The following is a 21,455-nucleotide window of genomic DNA, read 5'->3' as shown; positions in this document are numbered from 1 at the left end:
TGTTTTTAACTAAAAAAATCAATTATATTTTCTTTCACCTCTGTGCTGTCTATTATGTTATTTACTCTTACACGAAATTCAGATGAGTTTTGAAGCCCGCTACTGTACCATCCTATATGTTTGCGGGCCATCTTTATTCCTGTATCGCTTCCATAGTACTCAAGAATACTGTCATAATGCTTGAGTATTATGCTTAATCTCTCTGAGGCTGTTGGCTCAGAAACTTTATTTCCACTCAAAAAGTTTATTGCTTGATTAATCAGCCAAGGTTTGCCGTAAGCACCACGACCTATCATTACTCCATCTGCCCCAGATTCTTTAAGTGCACTTTGAACATCATTCAAACTCTTAATATCTCCATTTACTATAACTGGAATTTTTACCTGCTCTTTAACATTTCTAACGAAATTCCAATCTGCTTGACCATTATAAAGCTGTGCCCTTGTCCTTCCATGTACAGTAATCATCTTTGCTCCCAAATCTTCTGCAATTTTTGCTAAGCGCGGAGCATTACGATTTTCGTCATTCCATCCAGTACGCATTTTTACTGTAACTGGCACACTCACTGCCTTGACTACAGCTTCTATTATCTCAGCAGCCTTTTTTTCATCACGCATAAGTGCTGACCCTGCGTAACCGTTTACAACTTTTTTAACTGGACAACCAAAATTTATATCTATGATTTTTGCACCCATGCCCTCATTTAACTTTGCAGCTTCCGCCATAACATCAGGCTCACAACCAGCAAGTTGTACAGCGGTTAGTTCATCGACTTTTGCTTTTTGCATGCTCTGGCGAGTTTGCATGATCATAGCTCTGCTTGCAATCATTTCTGAGACTAGCAAACTTGCACCAAGTTTCTTTACAATACTCCTAAATGGATAGTCAGTCACTCCAGACATTGGCGCTAAAATAACTGGAGAATCAATCGTCAAACTTCCTATTTGTAGGGACATAGATTTTATAGATTAATTACTTAAGCCCAAACGTCTTGCACACGTTGTAGTAACATTTTGAATAATCGAACTTATGGTAGATTGTGCCTCCTCTTTCTTACTATCTTCAGAAATGAGCTGCTGTATAGTATCATGTAAAATTCCACCTTCAGCAATGGATTCTTTCCACTCTTCATCCTCCATAAGTGCTTTTGCGAACTCTCTTCTCTTCTCGTGCAATTGTCCTGGACTAGGCTTGTACTTTGATAACTCTCTGTCAATTTCATCAAATGATTTATCCTCGTTGAGCATTTCCGTAATCCTATGAGCATTTTCTAAAGCAAATACTCCACAATTACAGCCATCTTTTTGCTGATCAACCGCAGAACTCTTTATGCTATCATTTCCTATCTCTAAGGTTTCCTGCAATATGCCCACTATATAACTAGTATCAATTGGCTTACTAACTAACTTATTTCTATATTCTCTTGCATGACCTAATGTTTTTTCAACATCATCTTTTTTCTCTTTAAGGCTAGCATTATCTGGATTATTTTCTCTTTTCCGTATTAAACTTCCCACCTCATTATTTAAGGGTACTAGACACTTCTCAGCAATCTCATTAGCAAGACTTATATCGTCTTTTACCTTTCCTTCAACCTCATTTGGTAATTTATTACCAAATGAGTCACAATAATAAGCTCTAAATTGTCTGTTACCATTACATGTGACTATCAGTGTTACCCAGTGATTTCCTCCTAAATTAATAATCGAGGCAAAGATTTTTTTTGTGTTCCCTTGTTCTATTTTATACTCTTTCAGTTTTGAGTTTAAAGTACTCACATCACCAGGAATACAAAAAACTACATTGCCACTTGAATTTTCTGAATAGTTATATACAGCTCTTGCAATATGAGAAATATCATGTTCTTGTAGCCAGTAATAGTAATTTTCTCTATTTGTCTGATGCATAAGAGTTTGTAAATCTTCATGAAACTCTTTGCCACCCAAACCACTATCTCCTGAAGCATTAGAATTTCTACGACTATTGTTACTTGAGGCAGGTTCACTTCCTGGTACAATACCACTATCTGTAGATGGAGAATAGGAATTTCTACGTACCCTCTTATCCGAATCATTTGTTTGTCTTGATATAGTATCTAGTCCACTATCCAGTGATTTACTTCTTGTGAATTTTTGCTCTTTTGGACTCTTTTCTTCCTTTACAGTTCCTTTTTCATCAACATAACCTTTTACCAAGTAAAATAAAGGTTCAATAACCATCTTGTATGTCGCTGCAAGCACTATTCCCATTAAGATCCAAGCTATAGGGTTGGAGATGAGCATAGCAAGTGGTAAGGTTAAGAGGAAAGATCCCATTATCAATCCCAAACAGCCAATGGTAAATGTAGTCGCCAAATATATACAAAAAGCGTAGACAGCAAATCTTCCACTAGACTTAAGTTTAGTGAAGTGAGTACTCTCTTTAGATTTATTGTATCTTTCTATGATGGCTAACATATTATATTTCACGTTTATCAATTCTAGCAAATTATGAAGGTAAAATCAATATTAGCATTTATATGTAAAAATATTGAGCATTCAAAGCTTTTGAAGTAGAGTAATGATGTTAGTAATAGCACAACATATGCATGATATAGAACATATACGCAAAAACCCTAAAGGATTTGAAAAAGCAATAAAAAGCAGAGGGGTGAAAGAATTTACTGCAAAAGAAATATTAGATGTTGATGATGAAAGAAGATTACTGACTACTACATTGCAAGATTTAAATAGGCAGCGCAATGAAATCACAGAGGAAATAAAGAAGCTTAAAATGAGCAAGAGCCCCTGTGAAAATGATGTAGAAGTGTCAAGAAACATAGCAAATGAGATAAAAGCAATCAGCTTAAACGAGCAAACGGAGAAAGATAACTTAATGAAGATCTTATCTAACTTACCAAATATCCCTGCACAAAACGTGCCAATAGGTGAAGATGAGAGCTCCAACGTAGAAATCAGAAAATATGGAGAAAAAAGGCAATTTAGTTTTATGCCAAAATTTCATTATGAACTCGGAGAAAGGTTAGGCTTGATGGATTTTGAACAAGCAGCAAAAATTTCTGGATCAAGGTTTACAATACTAAAAGGACAGTTAGCTAAGCTTGGACGAGCATTAATAAATTTTATGCTGGAAACACATGTTAATGAATTTGGTTATACTGAAGTGCATCATCCAGTTTTAGTAAAGGATAGGGCGATGTATAATGTTGGTCAACTACCAAAATTTTTTGATGATTCATATTTAACTACCGATAAATTAAGATTAATTCCCACAAGTGAAGTAGTTTTAACAAATTTAGTTGCTGACAAAATAATAGAAGAAAAAGAACTGCCTATTCGTTTTACTGCATATTCAGAATGTTTTCGTAAAGAAGCTGGTAGCGCAGGACGAGATACAAGAGGTATGATAAGGCAACACCAATTTGGTAAAGTGGAGTTGGTAAGCATCACAACTGAAGACCAGTCAAATGATGAGCTTGAACGCATGACAAATGCTGCTGAGGAAATATTAAAAAAATTAGAACTACCGTATAGAATAATGCTGCTTTGTAGTGGTGATATGGGCTTTGCTGCACAAAAGACTTATGATATAGAGGTATGGTTACCTGAGCAAAATAAGTACAGAGAAATATCAAGCTGCTCAAATTGCGGTACGTTCCAGGCAAGAAGAATGAACACTAAATACTTCTTAGAAACTGACAGAAAAACAAAAAAATACGTTCACACTTTAAACGGCTCAGCTTTAGCCATAGGAAGAACAATTGTTGCCATAATGGAGAACTATCAAAATTCCGATGGGTCAGTTACAATACCAAACGTGTTGCAAAGATACATGAGTAATGATACTGTTATAAGCAAACAATAATTTTGACATATAGAAAAGCGAGGAAATAAAGATGAAGGTTCTGGTTATAGGTTCTGGTGGGCGTGAGCATGCTTTACTTTGGGCTTTAAAGAAGTCTCCTACCTTGACTAAGTTATATGTTACTCCTGGTCGCCCGGCCATGGAAAATTTTGGAGTTCTTGTGAATATAAATATTCAAGATTCAGTGGATGTTATACAATTTTGCAAGAAAGAAAATATAGAGCTAGTAATTATTGGTCCAGAGCAACCGATAATTAATGGACTTGCTGATGATTTAGCTGCAGAGGGAATAAATGTTTTTGCTCCAAGTCAAGCAGCTGCAAAACTTGAGGCATCAAAGTCTTTTACGAAGGAACTATGTAAACAGTATGGTATACCAACTGCAAAGTATGAGCGTTTTATTGATGAAAGGTTAGCTAAAAATTTTGTCCGTAGTAATAAAATAAAATTTCCGCTTGTAATTAAAGCAAATGGAATTGCAGCAGGGAAAGGCGTCATAATATGCCACACAGAAAATGAAGCTTTTTCAGCAATAGATTCAATGCTAGTGGAGAAAAATCTTGGTGAGTCAGGTGAAGAAATAATCATAGAAGAGTTTTTAATTGGAGAGGAAGTAAGTTTTTTTGCTCTTATTGATGGGTTGAAGGTAGTAACCCTTGGGTGTGCAAAAGATTACAAGAGAGTTGGTGAAAATAACGAGGGACAAAATACTGGAGGAATGGGGTCATACTCATCACCTTCGATTATAAGTAAGGAGATGGAGCAAAAAATTATCCAAAAAATAATATATCCTACAATTCAAGCACTGACTAACATGGGAACATCCTATAAAGGCGTACTCTTTGCTGGTTTAATGATTTGCAAAGATAGTCCAAAGCTTCTTGAGTATAATGTTAGATTTGGGGATCCGGAAATACAATCTATTTTACCTAGACTTGATCCAAATTGTGATTTGTTAAAGTTGATGTTGTCAGTTGCAGAAGGCAAGTTAAATACAAAAATGGTGGAGTTTAATCACAAAACTACAGTTTGTGTAGTTGTTGCAAGTAAAGGCTATCCTGGTGATTATCAAAAAGGAGAGGTAATTAAAGGATTGGATAAAATTGAAAACATTCCTGGTGTGCTAGTTTTTCATGCTGGTACTAAGTTGGATGAAAGTGGTAATTGGATTTCCGATGGCGGAAGAGTGCTAAATATAGTAGGAGAAGGAAACACTGTGGAAGAAGCTAAAAGTAAAGTGTACTCAGCGTTAAATTTTCTAGAATGGTCAGGTGGGTTCTTCAGGTATGATATTGGTAGTTAATGTTAGCTAGCAGGTAGCTCATATAGGAAAGAAAAAAGTTACTTTGCAGGCAGTAATACAGACAATTAAAGAAAAATATCAACTAGGTTTATAGTCTATTACTACTGTTTTTGCAATTTTGTCGTGAAGAAATTGTTTACGCTGGTCAAGGATTGCAAATAATATGATTAAGATTGATACAACTATGAATAGACTAGAAATATTGAATAGTGTGTAGCAGATTATAAAATATAATACTCCAAAAACTGCTGTTCTGCTTATTGCTTGTATTAGAGTGATTTTTTCAAGTGTATTTTCGTCTTTTACACGCATGCGAAGTAACAATTGTCCTGGAGTACCACCAAATTCTATTATCGTAAATACATAAAATATTAATTCCAATATCAACCCTATTACTTGTATAGCTACTGCTTTATCTAAAATCATTTCAGTTACATTGAGTGATAGAGAATATGCTAAAGTAAATCCAATGATAAATCCGATAACAAACCCCATTCCCTGTACTAAAATATAATCGATTGCAAATGCAAAAATACGTCTTGTAATCCCTGCATAACTTATTTTAGTATCCATACACTTTCCATATTTTGCAATGCTATAACCAGTATAAAAGTTCATTATTAAATAACCGTAAATATGCTATTTTAGCAACATTGACCCACTTTATTATTTGAATTAACATTAAATCATTTACAGTTAAGGAAGTTATGTCAACATCAGTCACAGTTGCGTATGGTGATGGTATCGGACCAGAAATTATGGAAGCGGTGCTGTCGATATTGCGTGAAGCGAAAGCAGAGATCTCAATAGATATTATTGAAATAGGAGAGCGTGTTTATAGTAAGGAATGGTCTCATGGAGTTTCTCCGAGTGGTTGGGAATCTATCGAAAGGACAAAGATATTACTCAAATCTCCAACAACAACCCCTCAAGGTAAAGGGCACAAAAGCTTAAACGTTGCGCTCAGAAAGAACTTAGGGCTGTATGCAAACATTAGACCATGTATTTCGTATCACCCTGTTATAGAAAATAAATTCGATAAATTTGATATCGTAGTAATACGTGAAAATGAAGAGGACGTTTACACCGGAATAGAGCATAGGCTCACTGGTGACTCTTATCAATGCACTAAAATTATTACTAGATCTGGTTCAGAAAAAATATGCAGATACGCTTTTGAATACGCGAAAAAACACAACAGAAAAAAAGTAACTTGCCTGACTAAAGATAACATCATGAAAATGACTGACGGAACTTTCCATGCAGCATTTGATCGCATTGCAAAGGAATACCAGGACATAAAGGCAGAACATTATATAGTTGATATTGGAATGGCAAAAGTTGCTACAGAGCCCGAAAATTTCGATGTTATAGTAACTGAGAATCTATATGGGGATATATTATCAGACATAGTGGCACAAACCTCTGGATCTGTGGGACTTGCTGGAAGTAGCAATATAGGTAATGAATATGCAATGTTTGAAGCAGTGCATGGTTCTGCTCCTGATATTGCAGGAAAAAACATAGCTAATCCTTCTGGTCTTTTAAATGCTGCAGTGCATATGTTGATCTATATAGGCCAAGCAGATATTGCAAAATTAATTTACGATGCATGGCTGAAGACTTTAGAGGATGGAATGCACACTGCCGATTTATATAAGGAGAAAAGGAGTAAACAGAAAGTTGGGACAAAAGAATTTGCACAAGCTGTTATAGGTAATCTAGGAAAGAAACCTGCAACATTAACTGAGCTTATAATTAGCAGTGATTTGGATAGTAAAATAAATAAAGTACAAGACCATTACGAACAAGATTACAAAGTTAAAAAGCTAGTGGGTAGTGATATAGCGCTTGCTTGGGACAAATCCAACAATTTTGATCAAATAGTAAGATTATTTGAATCGAGTAATCTGAAAATGATAGCAATATACTCAAAAGGACTTGCAATTTGGCCAGGAGGCTCAAAATCTTCAAGTGACCAAATAACCTGCAGGTTTATCGCAAATAATGAAAAGCAAGCTATTACAAATATTGATGTGAATAACTTGCTAATCAAACTTGAAGAAAATAGCTTTGACGTGGTGAGAATGGATAAATTGTATTTATATGATGGAAAAGAGGGTTTTTTCTCCTGATTATTGTTTAATGTTTTTGTGTTTGCGTAAAACACTAAATATGATATATTTATGTGAGGAATAGTAATGAGTCAACATTTTAAGTTAACTGGTCAGGAGTTTTATGATAATAATGATCTGTTTAACGTACTAGAGATAAAAGCTGAACAAATTGTAGGTAAGGATTATCAAGCTCTTAGCAAGTTTCTGAAAAAACAATATAATAAATTGATACTTGTAAACCATCCTGACAAAGGTGGAGACAAAAATAGATTTGATCAGATTTATAAAGCTTATCAAGAGCTAAAAAAGTACATTGAACCTTTGGAGTCAGGAAATCCTTGTGTTAAAGTCAGTGTTGGTGCTGAAAGTAATGGACGTTTAACGGCAAGAGAGTTTCACTATAGGAGAAAGTTGTTTAACGAGCTAAAAATCAGTGAGGAAGAAGCTGTAGAAAAGAATTTTAAGGAGCTATGTTCTATACTAGAAAAGAAGGATAATTTCTTTAAGGAAGATCTTAAGTACTGTTTTTCAGGGAGATCGTCAGACCCTGGCGAGCTTAATAAACGCTTATCAAAACCTAGTATGCGGCTATTTCTTTATATTTTTCCTCTAGAAGAAAAGAGAAGCCTAATTGAGGAAGATAAAAAGACATTAGGATTGAGATTTATAGAGCGTAAAAATGCTCTACTGCTCATCCAAACAGTCAGCATTCTGCCTTTAGCTCTATTAACTACAATTACTATAGGTTGCTATTTTTCATGGTGGATCATAGGATTTAATATCATTACTGGTAATGCCTCTCATTTATTAGTAAATTATTATATGAAAAAGTATAAAAATTCAGAAATTTCCACTGATGAATTCATGAGTAAAATAAACTATATCACGCTAGGCAAGAAGCTTCTTATCAACTATCCTGTAGCTGCTTTTTCTGTTTATCTACTTACAACAAATTTCATTGCTAATGGATTAACTGTTGGTGGAGCTGTACTTGGTCCACTATTGTTATTGGCAGTATTAATTGAAATGTTAGCTCCTGTTTTCTCAAAAGGCTGTGAAATATATGCTGACAAGCACACAAAAGATTTACTAGAAGAGGATCCAAGAGATAGAGTGCAAAAGGAGACTGATCTGTTAGGACGGTATGATCCACGAAAACTGTTAATGCCAATTATCATGCCTCTTGTTAGAAAATGTTTTGCAGAAGTGGCAAGCGAGTTTGCTGAAAGGAATTTTGATGAGGTAAAAACTGATATGTCTGATGTTAATACTGAAGGACTACCTCATCCTCGAGCAATTGAATTTGCACAGCAAACAGTATAGTATAAGCTTTTAGCTCTATGCATGGACTCAAAAAAAGTAGAATTAATATTTGAAAAATTTCAACAGTCAAATCCTGCGCCAAAAATAGAGCTAAATTATACCAATCATTTTACGTTATTAGTTGCAATAGTTCTGTCAGCGCGGACGACCGATATAAGTGTTAATAAAATTACAAAGGAGCTATTTAGTATCGCTGATACGCCAGAAAAAATGTTGAATCTTGGGCAAAGTGAGCTGAGAAAATGCATAAGCAGTATTGGTTTATATAATTCTAAAGCAAAAAATATAATCGGGCTCAGTAAAATATTGATTGAGAGGTACAATAGCAAAGTGCCTACTAATTTCGATGATTTGGTATCTTTACCAGGGGTTGGGAGAAAGAGCGCTAATGTATTCTTAAATTCAGGGCTTGGTATTCCAACATTGGCAGTTGATACTCACGTTTTTAGAGTGAGCAATAGAGTTGGGCTTGTGAAAGAAAAAGATGTACTTAAAACAGAGCAGTCTCTTTTGAATGTAGTGCCAAAAAAATACCTACTTTATGCTCATCATTGGCTAGTTTTGCATGGTAGATATGTTTGCAAAGCGCAAAAACCTTCGTGTGAAACATGCATAATTCATGATTTATGTGAGTTTGAATGCAAGAGGTTAGTATCTCTTCTTTTTTAATTCAAGTAGCTCACAGAGGTGAAAAAGATTACTTTACACATTTTTCCATTTTCCTTATCATAAGACTGAAGGTATTTTATTATCTTCAATCTGTGCAGATTAAACGACAAAAGTATTATACAGTTGGCGTCTTATTTTTAATTTTTGCACTATGTGCACCTTATGTCTTCACAATATTTCTAGGTTTTTACCTACATAAGCTGAAACGAGCTTATAAAACGTTTAAGACAGTATAGAACGCCAATTTTCAGGATTAGAGAGTAACAACTAGCTAACGTGAGAGATCTCTTGCCTGGTTGGAAAAATGTAGGCGACTTTGGAAAAATTGCGAGCGTAAACTTAATACTAGCCTACAAATTTGCTTTTACTTCTTTCCTCCTTATATGTTAAAAACAAGTCTTTATAAATGTTATAGAATGGCAATATAAGGACATATGGAGAAGAGGAACCGTTTCCCTTCTTGGTTATAAGAACCGTTTTTGAGCAAGGTTCTCTTCTCTGTTTTATATACTGAAAGTTCCGAACAACTGATTGAGCTTTTAGGCTCGTATATAAGGGTGGAAAATGCAGTATTCAATATTATTTTATGGAGGAATTATGAATTCACCAAATACTATTGCTGGCATTGATGTTAGCAAAACTAAACTAGACATCCACATTCATCCACTTGGTTATTATAAAACGTTTGAAAATAACGTACAAGCTATTGATCAAGTGCTCGACTTTCTACACTTGCATAATGTAACAAAAGTTGGATTAGAAGCTACTGGTGGATACGAAAAACTATGCGCTTACACTTTACTAAGCAATGGTTTTGAAGTATATGTCATTCAACCTAGATGGGTTAGAGATTACGCAAAAAGCCTTGGTATTAGTACTAAAACTGATAAAATAGACTGTAGTATCATCTCACGTTATATTAATAATACAGACATGCGTGTTACTCCTTTAAATGTTAATAATACTGATTGTTTGAAGCAAAAACTATCTCGCAGAAATCAACTAGTGGAAATGGCAAAGATACAGAAAACCCAAGCTCACCAGATAACCGATGTATCCATAATCAAACAAATAGAAGAATTGCTTGTAATTTTGCAAAATCAAATTCAAATCTTGGAAGATGAAATGATGGTATTAATTGATCAAAGTCAAGAGCTTAAAAAAAAATACATGTCAATAACTAGTATACCAGGTGCCGGTAAAACCTTGGCTATTACTATGATCTGTTACATGCCAGAACTAGGAATTCTTAAACATAAAGAAATATCTAGCCTTTCTGGAATTGCGCCATTTAATCGAGACAGCGGTTTTAGTAAAGGAAAAAGGTGTATTCAAGGCGGTAGATCACAAATTAGAACAGTTTTGTATATGTGTATCCTTAGTGCACAAAGGTACAATTCTTATATAAAAATCTTCTTTGATAGACTATATGATCAATACAAAAAACCATATAAAGTTGCTTCTACTGCTGCCATGAGAAAATTACTTATTCTTGCTAACTCTTTAGTAAGAGATGGTAGAGTGTTCACTAAGGAATATAGTCCTAATTCTGCTTTTATCTAGTACTAGCGTAGCTGTGAATAAATACGTCCACACAACTTTAAGTATTTATTCACAGCTACATCAATTTTTCTATTGACTTTTAACACAACTGCTCAAAAGATTATGAACAGGTTCTAAGAGATAAGAAATATAAACCAAAAAGCCATTGGATGACAAAGTTAATGCTTTTTTAGTTTTAATGGTTTATATTTTATTTCTATAACAGTAAAGGAATATTAAAATGGGAGATGTTTTTTCGATGTCAATGGAATCTTCTAAAGACAATAAAGATAGAAATGAACAATTTCTCATGCAAGTAGCTGCTTGGTTGGTTGATAACACTAGCTTAACTTTTGATCAAATAGCACAATGTTGCAAGTTATCCCTTGAAAAAGTACAAGACATAGCTGATGAGGAAATAGAAGTTGAAAAGTATGACCCTATTATTTCTGAAATAATTACTGAAAAAGAAATCGATAATTGCAAAAAAAATCCAAATCGTGTACCAAATTTGATTATAAAAAATATAAAAAAAAGGGCAAAGACGATTAGCTTTCTTGCCTTTGCTTCCACAGCAAGGCGTAGAGATAAACCTAATGCGATTTATTATTTGGTAAAAAAATTTCCTATCTTGAACAATAATGTGATAGCTAAGCTAGTTAGTACAACAAATTACACAGTTGAGCAGGTAAGAGATGGATCTCATCATAACATACTCAATATCAAACCTCAAGATCCTGTACTACTTGGTTTATGTAGCCAGGAAAATTTAGAAGCGGAAGTAGAAAAAGCGAAAGTAGAAGAAGAGAAGAAACAAAGATTAAAAAATATAAATAATAGCTATTGATGATTCTCAAATTCTTGTACTTTGTTAATATTAAATTGACTTGACTTGTTAGTTTTTATCAGTATAATGTAAGTAAAGTATCTAGTTTAATAATAATTAAGTCTAAATACGCACTAAAAACTAGCTCAGCCTAATTTATTGTTTTATATTCACATTTTAGGTTAGTAAGCATCAATTAAAATTTTTGGAGGATTATGACAACAATCAATGAAGATGTCTTAGCAAAAGGAGAGGTTGTAGGTCAACCTGAAAAAAGCGAACAAATTCATAATGCTGACGCAGTAAAACAAATGACCAGTGAAGGTGCTGAAAAAAACAAGAAAACATTGGACCTGAGCGAATTGAAAGAGAAAACAGCAGAAGAATTGTTAGAGCTAGCTGAAGAAAGAAAAATTTCAACTAGTGGTAAAGGCAATGGCAGGATGCTAAAACAGGAAATGATATTCAGTTTAATGAAGAAAATGAGTGAAGAAGGAGGCATAACCACAGGAAGTGGAGTAGTGGAAATATTGCCTGATGGTTTTGGTTTCTTACGTTCATCAAGTGCAAATTATGCTCCAAGTACCGATGATGTTTATATTTCCAATGGCCAAATAAAGAAGTTTAATTTACGTACAGGAGATATGGCATGTGGAGAAATAAGGCCACCTGGTGATAAAGAAAGATATTTTACTTTAACTAAGGTTCACAGTATAAACTCTACTGAAATCAGTGAATTAAGAAAGTACGTACATTTTGATAATTTGCTTCCACTTTATCCTGAAAAAAGCCTCATCCTTGAAAACAACAGTAGCGGAGATAATAAAAAAGATATAAACATGCGTGCTGTAGATATAGTTACACCTCTTGGAAAAGGACAAAGAGCATTGATAGTTGCTCCACCTCGTACAGGAAAAACGATATTGCTTCAGCAAATGGCTCACTCTATAGCTACAAATCATCCTGAAATAGAACTAATAGTATTACTTATAGATGAAAGACCCGAAGAGGTAACAGATATGATACGCTCTGTAAAGGGTGAAGTGGTAAGCTCTACATTTGATGAACCTGCCTACCGTCATGTCCAACTTGCTGAAATAGTAATAGAAAAAGCTAAAAGAATGGTTGAACACAAAAAAGATGTAGTGATTTTGCTTGATTCTATAACTCGCCTTGCACGTGCTTATAATGCAGTCATTCCTTCGTCTGGAAAGGTTCTAACCGGTGGTGTAGATTCAAATGCGCTGCAAAGACCAAAACGCTTTTTTGGAGCAGCTCGTAATATTGAAAATGGTGGTTCTTTGACAATCATCGCTACAGCCCTTATAGAAACTGGTTCAAAAATGGATGATGTTATTTTTGAAGAGTTTAAAGGCACAGGTAATGCTGAAATTATACTAGATAGAAAACTTGCTGATAAACGTATATTCCCTGCTATTGATATTACAAAATCCGGAACAAGGAAGGAAGAGCTATTAGTTGATAAGGCCATACTAAATAAAATATGGGTATTGCGTAGGATACTTAACCCTATGGGATCTGTTGAAGCAATGGAGTTTTTACGTGACAAACTACTTTTAACAAAGAGCAATGCTGACTTTTTTAACTCCATGAATCACTAAAAGTAAGCCAATTCTGATGGAGCAAAAAAGCAAAGCTCTCTTATAGCTAAAATAATTTGGATTTATCAAAATGTATTAAGCTGGCAATCTACCTTAAGTTGCTATTCCAACTTATAGTACTGATTTTGATCAAAAATTTTATGTAGTCAGTTTATTTACAATCGATTTTCCAGTGTCAGCCACTTAGAACCTGTCTTGAAAGGTAATGAAGAAAAGAGTATGATGAGGTAAGCAAAAAATAGGAGGGTAAGTTGTATCCAAGTGATATAAGTGACAAGGAATGGGAAATTTTAGAGCCCTATGTTGCACAAGGAGCGATAGGACGACCAAGAAAACATAACATAAGAACAATTATTAATGCAATAAGGTACATAATGAGGGGTGGTTGCCAGTGGAGAATGCTACCAAAAGATTTTCCTCCATGGAAAACGGTGTATGACTATTTTCTCAGGTGGCGTAATAATGGAAAATTGAAAAAAATACATGACATGCTAGTAAAAGAGGTAAGAAAAATGGTTGGCAAAAATGAAACACCTTCAGTAGGTATAATTGACAGTCAATCAGTGAAAACGACTCAAAAAGGGGATCAAGAGGATATGATGCCGGTAAAAAAATAAAGGGTAGAAAACGTCATATTATTGTAGATACACTAGGTCTTGTAATTACTGCAGAAGTACACAGCGCAAGCATTCAGGACCGTGATGGTGCTACCAATCTTTTTGTTCAAGCTAAATGCAAAGCTCCAACATTACGTAGGTTTTTTGCTGATCAAGGGTATAAAGGTAAATTACAAAATCGATGTTTGTTGGAAACTGGATGTTTGCTAACGATTACCAAGAAATTGGTTGATACAGGATTTCAAGTTATTCCTAAACGTTGGATTGTAGAACGAACCTTTGCCTGGCTTTCCAATTTTAGACGCATGAGCAAGGATTACGAACATTCTCCTCTTACTTCAAAAAACAATATCTTATTTAATATGATTACTTCTATGCTTACTAAATTAGCCAATTAACTCCTTTCAAGACAGGTTCTCAGACACTCAAAACTTTGATCAGACAATGCACCTACGAACTGAACAGTTTTTGTAAATCCGGTGAATATATAGAACAAGACTCCGAATTTAAAGGTTAATTATGAGTGTTTCATACAATGTTCCAGAGATTAAAGCACAACTATTGTTGAATTTAAGATCTTGTCTTTCTTACCTTTTCCCCAATGGGACCTTTCATGGTGATGAATTTCGAATAGGTGATGTGCATGGTAACAAAGGACAAAGTTTAAGAGTAGAACTAAGTGGCAGTAGAGCAGGATTATGGAATGATTTTGCAACTGGAGAAGGTGGTGACATTATCGACCTTTGGGCAGCTGTGCATAGAAAGAATGCAAGGACAGAGTTTCCTGAGGTAATGGCTTCAATAAGTGAATGGCTCGGAAATAATAAAAAATACAGAGAATATGTTGATGAAGACTTCGAGAAATTTATTACCCAAAGTTGGAATTATTATGATGAAAATGGTCAGGTGATTGTAAAAGTTTATCGTTCTGATCCTCCTGGAAAGAAAAAAGTATACAAGCCTTTTGATATCAAACAATCTAAGTTTGCATCACCAGAAATAAGGCCTCTATATAATATTCCAGAAATCTTAAAGTCTGATAAAATTGTTCTGGTGGAAGGGGAAAAATGTGCAGAAGCGCTGATAGAGAAGGGAATAACTGCAACAACAGCGATGTCTGGAGCAAATGCACCTATTGAGAAAACTGATTGGACTCCACTTAAAGGTAAACACATTATTATATGGCCAGATAATGATGAAGCAGGTAAGAAATATGCTAAAAATGCTGAAAAAAAGCTTTTAGAAATCGGAGTTGAATCACTTGTTGTTCTTAATATTCCACAAAATAAAACAAAAGGCTGGGATGCTGCAGATTGTGTAGAGGAAGGTATAGATGTCAAAGAGTTTTTAACTTCAACTCCATGTATAAATTTACCTGCTACTGATATTCCAACTACTGATACTTCAAATATGAAAAGTTTAGAAAGACCCATAAAACAGCCACTTAATATTTTAGATTGGAGTGCAGAGCGCTTTGTAGGTCCAGTACCAGAGCAAAAATTTCTTGTTGAAGGGATATTTCCTTTGGGCGTTACTTCAATAGTTGCTGCTATGGGAGACACAGGAAAAGGAATGCTGCTACTTGATTTGGCTCTCAAAGTTGTAAATGATACAGATCAAATATGTGGTTTTGGTTCGCTTGTGACTGAACATGGATCAGTGGTAGTCTTTTTAGCAGAAGATGATGCAGGTGAAGTACATCGCCGCTTAGAACGACTTGACCCTAAATGTGAAAGATTAAAATATAAAGACAAACTATTTATTGTACCACTGCCAAACGTCAGAGGATCACTTACAATACTAAAAAACGTTCGTGGTAAAGTTGTCGAAGTTTCTCCTGAATTCGAATCTATAATAAAACAGCTCGAGGAAATTAAAGATCTGAAATTGATAGTATTTGATCCACTTGCTTCATTTATCCATGCAGATATAAATGCTGACCCAGCTGTAGGGGATTATCTGATGTGTCTATTGTCTGATCTAGCAAATAGTACTGGAGCTTCAATTGTTACTGCTCACCACATGAGAAAACCAAAGGGAGAAAAACCTATACTAACTGTTGAACAAGCAAGAGATGCAATAAGAGGTACCTCTGCTCTTGTTAATGGTGTTAGATGCTCATACGCTTTTTGGCCAATAGAAAATACAGCTAGGCTAGAGATCTTTAAGGCAGTAGGAGAAACACCAAGACAGAATGCTTTATTTCATGGGGCAGTTGTGAAGGCCAATGGGTTAGCTGATCGTACTGTAAGAACTTACCTAAGAAATCAGGAAACAGGGCTACTAGAAGATATAACAATACAACTAACAGTTAAAAATGCTAGTGAAAAAGACCTTAAAATATGTCTTATCGATGCAGTTACACGATCTGCTGCTTCAGGGCATCCATTTACTCACACAGGAAGCACAGGAGTATATAAGCAACGCCATAGACTACCTGAAGTTTTTCACAGCATGGGAAGGGATAGACTAGAGCGTATGGTACAGGAACTTTTGCAGGTAAAGCAGTTAGTTAAAGTGATGTCTACAGGTTCAAGAGAGGATAAGTGGCTTGACATTCCAACTGGACCATTTGCTTGTGGTATAGGAAAATTCACTCTTGGAGCTGAAGATTTTAGCTATAGGGAAAATTTAATGTTAGGATAAGTTTTTTTTTATGGGTAAAAATATTTTAGAGTTTACCCAGTTTTCTCTATTGCCATTTCAATCTATATAGCTACTATCAATTTACATCCACTCAACTAGAACTTAGCACTTAAGAAATAGCACCATCAATGATTGTATTACATTCCTAATTCCTAGGTTCCTAAATCAGTAATTAGAAATCAGGAATCTAAATTCTGCGTGAGAGCTAGCTTTTTTGCCTACGTTCCTAAAAGCGTTCCTAGAAACCACATGTCTAAAGTCAGCCAGTGAGGCGGATTCTAGCTTCCTAAAACCCTTATATATTATATATATATAATAGTAATAAATAATAACAGTAATAATAAATATAAAATATATTGGATAAATAGAAATGAAGAAGACCTAGAGAGATTACCACAAAACATTACTTAAATTTAATGAAAAAAATACAACCTTGAGGCAATTGCATTTAGTGCGAATTTAAAGTGATTATACGACTCCAGGGTACAATTATACTACCAAGAACTAAGTTACTTATGTAAGGCAGCTTAAAACTCGATTATGAGGCATTTCTAAATTATCTTTTACCTTAAACTTTTACTTGCTACAAAAAACCTCACCTTATTTTATCATATTTCTTATTTATTGTAAAATACTTTTTCAAAAAAGTGAACAGTTTTTGTAATTTCGGTGAATATATATCACCAGAGCTGGTTATTTTGGAGGTCTTATTGAAATATAACTATTTTCATCTAAAACTCTTAAGTTGAATTTTTAGGTAATCTCTATAAATAATTTGTAGATGAATCTAAAGGAAAAAAGTTTGGAGTTGCTGCTATAAAAGAAGAAACAGAAGCTACCTTAAAATGGAGACAAAGATCAAAATTTATTTATTTACGTCTCCAGGTTTATCTAGTATAATGGAGACAAAGACTTATATTTCTACTATATTATTGGTAGATAAAAAGCAGAGATACGGGGCTTTCTAAAGGGTGGGGACAATTTTTCACCCCCCTTGAAATTAAAACAAAAGGTGATAGACAAGATATCAAACACAGATAGCTCAACTACAAGCTGGTTTTTGTTGTAGTTATTTTCTCACTTTCTTTACTTAATTCATCAAAGTCAGATTCATGTTTGTATAACTCTATACTTTTCGTATTCTCCTTCAGCTAGAGCTTTTGCAACTTCAGCACTAACTTTACCAGCATCTTTAAGTACTTCATAATCATTGAACAATAGAAATGCATCCAACTTTTCAACCCAATTCTGCATTTTTATTAGCCGATGCTTTCTTGCTTGAAGTTCCGCATAATCTAGGAAACAATATGCACTCAACTCTTTTTCAGTCAAGTAGTTTTTTGCAGTACTCACATCACTCTTATGAATTTTGTTGCCAGAACCATCTTTCCATGTAGTTAGCCCAATATTTGGTTTTTTGTGGTCAACTCGAGAGCTCTGCTGCAGTTAGGCCATCAATATAATTTATTCTGTACTTTTGCATAAAATTGTTTTGTTATTTCTGAATTTGGATCATAGTCTGCAGAGCATTCAGCATAAATGTCAGTAATCTTCTGGTAAAACCTACGTTCGGATGCTCCTGATTTTTTCAAGTAATTCATTGAAGTAGTCTTTGCCAAACTTTGGGCCGTTTTTTAGCCGTTCGCTATCTAATGCAAATCCTTTGATCTTTAAAATTTTCGTAGCCCATACTCTAAAAGATGTAGCCTTTTTAGAATTAACTCGATAACCAATAGCTATCCAAATTATAAAATTGTGTAGGGTACTGTTTACCATCTTCAGCAGTATTCCGGAAAATCCGGATAACTGAATCTTTATCTAACTCTTGACTAGCAAATATGTTCTGTAAGTGCTCACTAATTGTTCTAATGTTAACACCAAATAACTCCGCCATTCTTTTTTGTGTAAGCCAAATGTTTTCATCTCGATACAAAACATCAATTCTTACATCTCCATCTGGAGTTGTATATAATAAAATTTCGTTCCCATTTATTGTCATATCTACTCTACCTTACTTCAAGTAGCATATGGGTTATTTGTAAAAAAGACAAGCAACTGTAAAACTCTAAAAATAGAGGACTATCTGCTTTATTCTTTAGCTGATAAGCAGTTTTAAAATTATTTTAACTTTTTTTTAGAAAATCCCGGAAAAAGTAGTAAGAAATCCGGTATATATATAATAGAAGGGCTATAGTTTGTGGATGCGCTTCAAATACAAAAGCTTTAAGTGTCAATTCAAAACTCGGCAAACAAACATTGAGCATACTTGTATTTTTTTAGATGAGGTAAAAACTTCATTTTAAAGATGGATGCTAAAATATAGCACTGCGTAAAAGAACGAGTGTAGCACCCTTTAAAACTTAATTAAATGGCATTCTTAGTAACCTTACTACTATAGAACAAATCTTCATGTAAGTCTAACACGATTTTTATCCTTTGCAAAAAAAATTGAACAGTTTTCGTAATTTTGGTGAATATATATAATAAGAAAACAACTTTCTGCAGTAGCACATAATTCTCGAATTTCCGTTGTTGGCCTACAAAAACCTATGAATTGCTAGTGTATTTTGCAGAAACCAGACGATATTTTGGAGTAAGTGCTACTTGTAATTTTAATAATAGCAAATGTCAATCTTAACACTGGACCTCGGCAAACAAATGGGCTGGGCAATTCTAACAGATGGAGTAATTGAAAGTGGAAGCAAAAGTTTTCATGGTAGCCGGTTTAGCGGAGGTGGAATGCACTTCTTAAAATTTCGTAGCTGGCTAAATGAAATGAAGGAAAAGTTCTCAAACATTGAAGCAGTGTATTTTGAAGAAGTAAGAAGACATCTAGGAACTGATGCAGCTCATTGCTATGGTGGTTTTCTTGCAGTGCTGTCTGCTTGGTGTGAAGAGAACAATATTCCCTACCAAGGTGTTAATGTTAAAACTATAAAACGCTTTATCACAGGCAAAGGCAATGCAAGTAAGAGTGAAGTTATTGAAGCGATACGTGAAAAAAGTTTTTCACCTCGAGATGATAATGAGGCTGATGCTTTGGCATTAATGTTCTATATTAGTAAAGATATTAACAAGACGAAAAATCCATAAAAAGTGGGTCCTTTCAGCCATACTGGCGGGTTTGGTGGTGCTGACCCCAGGCCTTCTTTAGCGTCAGAGATATTTTGAATATTAACTTTTTAATTAGTATAGCAATTATATGAATTTAGCAATCCACTACTATCCTACTCGAAACCTAGTTGAATATGAGCGTAATCCTCGTAAAAATGATGACGTAGTAAATAGAATGTGTGCTTCAATCAGGGAATTTGGCTTTCGTATACCAATAGTTGCAAAAAGCGATGGAACTGTGGTTGATGGTCATTTAAGACTTAAAGCAGCAAGAAAACTTGGTATGGAAAGTATACCAGTGGTCTTAAGTGATAATCTAAATGAACCACAAACCAAAGCTTTTCGATTACTGGCAAATCAATCAGCTAATTGGGCAAAGTGGGACGATGATCTTTTGAAGGTGGAAATTCAAGAATTAGAAGATTTGCAGTTTGACCTTAAAATGACAGGATTTGAATTAGAAAAAGTTCAACATTTCCTTGATGATTTAGATAGTGAAAAAGAAGATTTTTCTGACTTGGTTGGTGATGAAAAAAGGGTAGAAATAACAAAACCAGGTGATCTTTGGATTTTAGGTGATCATCGAATCTATTGTGGTGATAGCTCTGTAGTTGAATCATATAAAGCGCTGTTAGATGATAAAATGGCAGACATTACTGTTTGTGATCCTCCATATAACGTTGATTATGGTGGTAGCCAAGATAAAAAAATATTAAACGATAATCAAGGTGAAAAGTACGAACTTTTTCTCTACGATATCTGTTCCCACATTTTAGCATATACGAAAGGTGCAATTTACATCTGCATATCATCATCAGAGTTTTCAACGTTGCAAAAAGTATTTGAGGAGGCAGGAGGAAAATGGTCAACATTTATCATTTGGGCAAAGAATCATTTTACGCTAGGCAGATCAGATTATCAAAGACAATACGAAGCAATGCTCTATGGATGGAAAAGCGGCAATAAACGTGAGTGGCATGGAGGTAGAAATCAAAGTGACCTGTGGTTTTATGATAAGCCAACACATAACTCACTGCACCCAACGATGAAGCCAGTAGAGCTAATGGAGAGAGCGATAGTAAACAGCAGCAGATCAGGAGACATAGTTCTTGATCCATTTAGCGGCTCTGGAAGTACACTGATTGCATGTGAGAGAACAGGAAGAATTTGTAGGACAATAGAGTTAGATTCAAAATTTGTAGATGTAACCATAAAACGTTGGCAAATATATACCGGAAGAGATGCCCTTTTAGCCAGTACTGGTAAAACTTTTGCAGAAATTCAAGAAGAAAATTCGTAAAAAGGAGCAATAAAGAGAGGAGGAAAAGAGTGGAAAAAATCACACAAACGGAATGGGCAAAAGAACTAGGAGTTTCAAAGCAATATGTCTGTTATTTAGTAAAAAAAGGAATAGTTGAGTTGGAGGATGGTTTGATCAATAGAGAACAAGCAAATGAAGCAGTAGCGGCAATAAGAGATCCAAGTCAGCCACTGAGGAGGAAAAATCCAGAAAACGAAAATACAAGTAACCTTTCCACGATGTTGCTAAAAACTCGAATAAAAAATGAAATGGAACGAGGTAAACTACTTGAGGCGAAAGCTAAGGCTGAGATAGGAGAACTTGTAGCAGTAGAGGAAGTAAAGCGCGATGCATTTAACGTAGCAAGAGTTGTCCGTAATAATTTGCTTAATATTCCAAATAGAGTTTCAGCACTACTTGCATCACTGAGTGACACTGAAAAGATTCATATGGCGCTAACTGAAGAGATTACAAACTCATTACAAGAATTATCTAATATTAAGTTTTAAATA

18 protein-coding genes and 1 pseudogene are annotated in these 21,455 nt (G+C 34.6%); 13 read left to right on the top strand and 6 right to left on the bottom strand.

What is annotated here, in order from left to right:
- Positions 1-5: 5 nt before the first annotated feature.
- Both dusB and ABWU56_RS05550 read right to left on the bottom strand, forming a co-directional pair.
- Complete coding sequence (gene dusB, locus ABWU56_RS05555) at positions 6-956, bottom strand: tRNA dihydrouridine synthase DusB (protein ID WP_353281253.1); 951 nt, start codon at positions 954-956, stop codon at positions 6-8.
- A 12-nt stretch (positions 957-968) separates the two neighbouring features.
- Positions 969-2,456, bottom strand: a complete 1,488-nt coding sequence (locus ABWU56_RS05550) for a hypothetical protein (protein WP_353281252.1) — start codon at positions 2,454-2,456, stop codon at positions 969-971.
- Between the two features lie 127 nt (positions 2,457-2,583).
- Between ABWU56_RS05550 and serS the strand changes: the two genes are divergently transcribed.
- Together serS and purD are read left to right on the top strand one after the other, a co-directional pair.
- Complete coding sequence (gene serS / locus ABWU56_RS05545) at positions 2,584-3,864, top strand: serine--tRNA ligase (protein ID WP_353281968.1); 1,281 nt, start codon at positions 2,584-2,586, stop codon at positions 3,862-3,864.
- Between the two features lie 31 nt (positions 3,865-3,895).
- Complete coding sequence (purD, locus tag ABWU56_RS05540) at positions 3,896-5,167, top strand: phosphoribosylamine--glycine ligase (protein ID WP_064085927.1); 1,272 nt, start codon at positions 3,896-3,898, stop codon at positions 5,165-5,167.
- A gap of 78 nt (positions 5,168-5,245) precedes the next feature.
- Here the strand turns inward: purD and ABWU56_RS05535 are convergent, their stop codons facing one another.
- Entirely contained in the window at positions 5,246-5,740 is a 495-nt protein-coding gene (locus ABWU56_RS05535; RefSeq protein ID WP_353281250.1) for an RDD family protein, read from the bottom strand.
- A gap of 134 nt (positions 5,741-5,874) precedes the next feature.
- Here ABWU56_RS05535 and icd point away from each other — a divergent pair, with 134 nt between their 5' ends.
- From icd to ABWU56_RS05495, 8 genes are all read left to right on the top strand, one after another.
- Entirely contained in the window at positions 5,875-7,302 is a 1,428-nt protein-coding gene (gene icd / locus ABWU56_RS05530) for an isocitrate dehydrogenase (protein ID WP_353281248.1), read from the top strand.
- 66 nt (positions 7,303-7,368) lie between these two features.
- Positions 7,369-8,607 (top strand): molecular chaperone DnaJ, encoded by a 1,239-nt coding sequence (locus ABWU56_RS05525; protein ID WP_353281247.1) that lies wholly within the window; start codon positions 7,369-7,371, stop codon positions 8,605-8,607.
- Between the two features lie 21 nt (positions 8,608-8,628).
- A complete protein-coding gene (nth, locus tag ABWU56_RS05520) occupies positions 8,629-9,276 on the top strand; it encodes an endonuclease III (RefSeq protein ID WP_010402332.1) in 648 nt (215 codons plus the stop codon).
- Between the two features lie 564 nt (positions 9,277-9,840).
- Positions 9,841-10,839 carry an IS110 family transposase gene (locus tag ABWU56_RS05515; protein ID WP_353281245.1) on the top strand — a complete coding sequence of 333 codons (999 nt, stop codon included), beginning with the start codon at positions 9,841-9,843 and terminating at the stop codon, positions 10,837-10,839.
- A 220-nt stretch (positions 10,840-11,059) separates the two neighbouring features.
- Positions 11,060-11,665 carry a cell cycle transcriptional regulator TrcR gene (locus ABWU56_RS05510; protein WP_010402270.1) on the top strand — a complete coding sequence of 202 codons (606 nt, stop codon included), beginning with the start codon at positions 11,060-11,062 and terminating at the stop codon, positions 11,663-11,665.
- A 194-nt stretch (positions 11,666-11,859) separates the two neighbouring features.
- A complete protein-coding gene (rho, locus tag ABWU56_RS05505) occupies positions 11,860-13,266 on the top strand; it encodes a transcription termination factor Rho (protein ID WP_264378026.1) in 1,407 nt (468 codons plus the stop codon).
- 251 nt (positions 13,267-13,517) lie between these two features.
- A protein-coding gene (locus ABWU56_RS05500) for an IS5 family transposase (protein ID WP_353281091.1) occupies positions 13,518-14,281 on the top strand; the annotation gives its coding sequence in 2 pieces (ribosomal slippage) (positions 13,518-13,872 and positions 13,872-14,281; 765 coding nt in all).
- A 121-nt stretch (positions 14,282-14,402) separates the two neighbouring features.
- Entirely contained in the window at positions 14,403-16,529 is a 2,127-nt protein-coding gene (locus ABWU56_RS05495; protein WP_265028105.1) for an AAA family ATPase, read from the top strand.
- Between the two features lie 1,110 nt (positions 16,530-17,639).
- Here the strand turns inward: ABWU56_RS05495 and ABWU56_RS05490 are convergent.
- The 3 genes and pseudogenes from ABWU56_RS05490 to ABWU56_RS05480 form a co-directional block, all read right to left on the bottom strand.
- Positions 17,640-17,936 (bottom strand): virulence RhuM family protein, encoded by a 297-nt coding sequence (locus ABWU56_RS05490; RefSeq protein ID WP_264376582.1) that lies wholly within the window; start codon positions 17,934-17,936, stop codon positions 17,640-17,642.
- Positions 17,937-17,983: 47 nt separating this feature from the next.
- A pseudogene (rhuM, locus tag ABWU56_RS05485) lies at positions 17,984-18,305 on the bottom strand (RhuM family protein).
- Positions 18,247-18,528 (bottom strand): hypothetical protein, encoded by a 282-nt coding sequence (locus ABWU56_RS05480; protein ID WP_264376457.1) that lies wholly within the window; start codon positions 18,526-18,528, stop codon positions 18,247-18,249. The pseudogene rhuM and the gene ABWU56_RS05480 overlap by 59 nt, the downstream one beginning before the upstream one ends.
- 626 nt (positions 18,529-19,154) lie before the next feature.
- On the opposite strand from ABWU56_RS05480, the gene ABWU56_RS05475 reads away from it, so the two are divergent.
- The 3 genes from ABWU56_RS05475 (at position 19,155) to ABWU56_RS05465 (ending at position 21,452) form a co-directional block, all read left to right on the top strand.
- Positions 19,155-19,622 (top strand): crossover junction endodeoxyribonuclease RuvC, encoded by a 468-nt coding sequence (locus tag ABWU56_RS05475; protein ID WP_264376456.1) that lies wholly within the window; start codon positions 19,155-19,157, stop codon positions 19,620-19,622.
- 109 nt (positions 19,623-19,731) lie between these two features.
- Complete coding sequence (locus tag ABWU56_RS05470) at positions 19,732-20,943, top strand: DNA modification methylase (RefSeq protein WP_265016893.1); 1,212 nt, start codon at positions 19,732-19,734, stop codon at positions 20,941-20,943.
- A 29-nt stretch (positions 20,944-20,972) separates the two neighbouring features.
- A complete protein-coding gene (locus ABWU56_RS05465) occupies positions 20,973-21,452 on the top strand; it encodes a hypothetical protein (protein ID WP_114517343.1) in 480 nt (159 codons plus the stop codon).
- The last annotated feature ends 3 nt before the right edge of the window (positions 21,453-21,455 follow it).

The organism is Wolbachia endosymbiont (group B) of Horisme vitalbata (assembly GCF_964028625.1).
In the GTDB taxonomy this organism is placed as follows: domain Bacteria; phylum Pseudomonadota; class Alphaproteobacteria; order Rickettsiales; family Anaplasmataceae; genus Wolbachia.
This window is presented reverse-complemented; position numbering and strand designations above follow the sequence as displayed.